Source organism: Pedobacter heparinus (assembly GCF_032678725.1).
Taxonomy (GTDB): domain Bacteria; phylum Bacteroidota; class Bacteroidia; order Sphingobacteriales; family Sphingobacteriaceae; genus Pedobacter; species Pedobacter heparinus_A.
The window spans coordinates 1-5,196 of sequence record NZ_JAVTSC010000033.1; the positions used below are offsets into that span (position 1 = coordinate 1).

A 5,196-nucleotide genomic window follows, 5' to 3' on the forward strand; every position below is an offset into this window, starting at 1 on the left:
GCTTGTACCCCGGCGGCCACCTCTAATGGTGCTGGCTTAACCGTAGGTGCTGCTCCGGCAATTACATCACAGCCATCGGCGAGTACGATCTGTGCTGGTGCCAATACGACTTTTTCTATTTCCGCTTCTAATGCTACGGGTTACCAGTGGCAGGTTGATCAGGGTTTAGGTTATACCAACGTCGCTAATGGTGGGGTTTACTCAGGAGCTACTACAGCTACTTTGACCATCACAGGTGCCACAGCCGGTATGAACGGCTTTGCTTATCGGGCAATTGCAACGGGTACCTGTACTCCAGCGGCCACCTCTAATGGTGCTGGCTTAACCGTAGGTGCTGCTCCGTCGATTACATCACAACCTTCTTCCAGTACGATCTGTGCGGGCGCAAATACATCTTTCATCATTACGGCTTCTAATGCTACAGGTTATCAGTGGCAGGTTGATCAGGGCTTGGGATATACCAACGTTACTAACGGTGGGGTTTACTCGGGAGCTACTACAGCTACTTTGACCATTACCGGCGCAACGGCTGGTATGAACGGTTTTGCTTACCGGGCAATTGCTACAGGTACCTGTACTCCAGCGGCTACCTCTAATGGTGTAGGTTTAACGATCAATGCTGCACCAGCGATTACTGCACAGCCAGCTAATAAAACTACCGGTGCAGGTGCAAATGCCAGTTTTGCTGTAACGGCAAGCGCTGCTACAGGTTACCAGTGGCAGGTTGATCAAGGCTCAGGTTTTACGAACGTGGCCAATGGGGGCGTATATTCAGGGGCCACAACAGCAACCTTGACCATAACCGGCGCCACGGCAGGAATGAGCAGTTACTGTTACCGCGCAGTTGTTTCCGGTACCTGCACGCCTACGGCAACCGGTAATGCCGCAACACTTACTGTTAATGCAGCGCTAACCGCGGGCGTGTCGCAAACTGATATTCTTTGCAATGGTGCTGCAACAGGTTCGGCCTCAGTTACAGTTTCAGGTGGGGTTTCGCCTTATACCTATAGCTGGTCGCCTTCGGGTGGTACTGCTGCTACTGCTACCGGGCTAACTGCGGGAAATTACACGGTAACCATAACTGATGCAACCACCTTTCAGATCACGCGCAACTTTACCATCAATCAACCTACATCGGCACTGGTGGCCACAGCAGGCACGGTTAACGATGTGAATTGCCGTGGCGGAGCTACGGGCAGCGCAACAGTAAATGTAACAGGTGGTACTGGTGCATATACTTATAGCTGGGCACCATCGGGTGGTACAGCAGCTATTGCTTCGGGCCTTGCTGCGGGCACCTATACTGTAACCGTTAAAGATGCCAACCTTTGCCAAACCACACAAAGTTTTACCATTAACCAGCCTGCAGCGATACTTTCAGCTACCACGGCATCAATCGGGGTGAGCTGCTTTGGCGGAAGTAATGGCTCAGCCGGTGTAACCGCCTCAGGTGGTACAAGTCCTTATAGTTATTTATGGGCCCCATTGGGTGGTACCAGTGCCACCATAACCGGCAGGCCTGCAGGAAACTATACCTGTACCATCACCGATTCCAAGGGCTGTACGCTCGTTAAAAATATCACCATTGGCTCACCAGCTGCTTTTTCTGCTACTGCCTCAAAAACAGACGTAAGCTGTAACGGGGGCACTAATGGATCTGCGACGGTAACTGTTTCAGGTGCTACGGCCCCTTACAGTTATGCATGGTCTCCTTCGGGAGGTACTGCTGCTTCGGCTACAGGCCTGGCTGCGGGAAATTATACAGTAACCATCACAGATGCAAACACCTGTACTTACCAGGTGAATGTGACTATTGATCAGCCTGCTGCTCTAGTGGTAACTCCATCTAAAACAGATGTTTTATGTAACGGAGGGGCTAACGGAACGGCAACGGTAAGCGTTAGTGGTGGCACACCCGGATATACCTATTTATGGTCGCCAGCGGGCGGTACAAATGCTACGGCAACCGGGCTTGCTGCAGGCAGTTACAGCTGCCTGATTACAGATGCCAAAGGATGTACTTTTACCCAGGGCTTCACTATAAATCAGCCTGCTGTTTTGAGTGCGACCACCAGTCAGATTAATGCAACGTGTACAACCAGCGGTCAGGCATCTGTTACCCCATCTGGCGGGACCTTCCCTTATACCTATTTGTGGTCTCCTTCCGGGCAAATGACCCAAACAGTCACCGGTTTGGCGGCGGGTAACCAGAGCTGTCTGATCACTGATGCCAATGGCTGCTCCATCACCAAGAATTTTGTAATTACTACAACCAATACTTTAACCGCTACCCAATCCAAAACTGATGTACTGTGTAACGGGGCTAATACCGGAACAGCTACAGTGGTGCCAGCTGGCGCGCCGGGGCCTTATACTTATGTATGGGCGCCTTCGGGGGGAAACGCAGCAACAGCTACCAACCTGGCTGCCGGCAATTATAGTGTAACGATCACCGCGTCAAACGGGTGTTCGATCGTGAGAAACTTTACCATCAACCAGCCTCCGGCATTTGCTGTTACCCCAAGCCAGACTGCTGTAACCTGTCATGGCGGTGCTAACGGAACGGCAAGCGTAATCGTTACGGGTGGAACAGGCGCTTACAGTTATTTATGGGCGCCAAGCGGCGGAACAGCCGCTACAGCTTCGGGCCTGAGTGCCGGAACTTATACGGTAACCATAAAAGATGCCAATCTTTGCCAGACCACACAAAGCTTTACCATTATTGAGCCACCGGCGCTGGTGATCAGCCCAAGCCAAACTAATGTCAGCTGCAATGGCAGCAATAACGGCTCGGCAACAGTAAGCGTAACAGGAGGTACGGGTAGCTATAGCTATGCCTGGGCACCCTCGGGCGGAACAGCCGCTACGGCTACAGGGCTTGCCCCGGGAACCTATACGGTAACCGTAAAGGATGCCAATCTTTGCCAAACTACGCAAAGCTTTACCATTATTGAGCCTGCAACACTCGTAGCTACTGCCGGGCCAAAAACCAATGTCAGCTGTAACGGCAGCAATGACGGATCGGCTACGGTGAACGTAACAGGCGGTACGGGTAGTTATACCTATGCCTGGGCGCCATCGGGCGGTACAGCCGCAACTGCTACAGGCCTTGCCCCCGGAACTTATACGGTAACCATAAAAGATGCCAATCTTTGTCAAACCACACAAAGTTTTACCATAACCGAACCTGTAAGTTTAACTGCTATCGTTTCGCAGCATAACGTAAGCACAGCTGGAGGTAACGATGGAACGGCAAGTGTTACTGTTAGTGGTGGTACAGGTGCCTACAATTATATTTGGGCACCTTCCGGAACAAACACGGCCACGGCAACGGGGCTTAGCGCCGGCGTGCATACGGTAACCATTACCGATGCCAATGGCTGCAGCCTTGTTAAAACTTTTACGCTGATCGAACCAGCAGCCTTATCAGGTTTTCCTGCATTGAATAAAACTTATGGCGACGCGGCCTTTGTACTTACAGATCCGGCAAGTGCAAGCAGCGGTGCTTTTAGTTATGTGAGCAGCAATACGGCTGTAGCCAGCATATCGGGTAACGTTGTAACGATTATTAAGCCTGGTACAACCAGTATTACGGCTACCCAGGCTGCGGCCGGGGATTATCTGGCTGCCGCTATTACCGCGGAGCTAACGATTGACAAAAAAGCACTGACCATTACCGCTGGTAACCGTAGTAAAACCTATGGCGACCTGGTAAGTTTTGCCGGGACAGCGTTTACAGCCGCAGGATTAATCAATGGACATGTCGTAACTGGTGTAACATTAACCAGTACCGGCGCGGCAGCTACTGCAAGCGTAGCTGGCTCAACTTACCCCATCACAGCTTCTGCCGCTACAGGCACAGGGCTGGATAATTACAACATTACCTATATAGACGGTGCTTTAAGTGTAACACCAAAAGCGCTTACTGTAACCGCGTCGGGCCGCAGTAAAACCTATGGTGAGCTGGTAAGTTTTGCAGGAACAGAGTTCAGCACAACAGGCCTGATTAATGGCAATACGGTTACGGGGGTTGCTTTAAGCAGCACGGGAGCTGCCACAACCGCAACCGTGGCGGGTTCTGCTTATCCGATCGTACCGGCGGCAGCAACCGGTGCCGGCTTAGATAACTATACCATCGCTTATGTAAACGGTGCATTAACGGTAAACAGAAAAGCACTGACCATTACAGCGGACGATAAAGAGAAATTTGCAGGAACTGCTAATCCGGCATTAACGGTAAGTTATGCTGGCTTTACCAATGGCGAAAGCAATACGGTACTGACTGCCCAGCCAACGATAACTACAACAGCCACACCGGGCAGCCCGATAGGGGATTACCCGATCACGGCTAGCGGTGCAGTAGCGGCCAATTACAGCATCGCTTACGTTGCAGGTAATTTGAAAATTAAACCGGGAGCACCAACCAGCATTACCCTGGCAGGAGTTACGCTGTATGAAAACAGTACAGCTGGGACCAATGCAGGAACGTTGAGCAGTACTTCCGATGATCCTTCTGCAACCTTTACTTATGCTTTGGTTTCCGGAACGGGGGATACCGATAATGCCCTGTTTGCCATTAGTGGCAATAAGATCAATACCGCGGTCAGTCTGAACTACGAAAGCAAGGCAGTTTATACGGTAAGGGTAAGATCAACTACCCAAAATGCGCTCTGGCTGGAAAAAGAACTGAGCATCAGTTTAAGTGATGTAAACGAGATCCCAACGCTTGCAGCCATCAGCAACCAGACCATCTGTTTTACTACAGCAGCGCAGACTGTTGCCTTAACCGGCATCAGTGCCGGGCCGGAAGCTGCACAAACTACCGGTTTAACTGTCAGCAGTAATAATGCTGCACTGTTTGAAAACCTAACAGTTTCAGGAACCGGAGCTGCGGGAAGCTTAAACTACCGCATTAAAGCCGGCGCTATAGCCGGAACAGCTACCGTCACGGTAATAGTAAAAGACAATGGTGGTACTGCCAATGGAGGTGCAGATACTTACAGCAGGACTTTTACCATCACGGTTAATGCCTTGCCAGTGGTGTCGGTCAGCAGCGATAACGGAGTCGAGATCAGTAAAGGAGAAACGGTTCTGCTTACCGCAACAGGAGGAACGGGCTATGTTTGGGCCGCTAACAGCAGTATCATCGGTACAACGAACACTGCAGTATTAACAGTAAGACCAAGCCAGACTACT

At 51.0% G+C, this 5,196-nt stretch carries 1 protein-coding gene; it reads left to right on the forward strand.

The genetic code is table 11. From position 1 onward, the window contains the following. On the forward strand, positions 1-5,196 hold a 5,196-nt coding region (locus tag R2Q85_RS24365), incomplete at both ends, for a beta strand repeat-containing protein (RefSeq protein WP_316814417.1).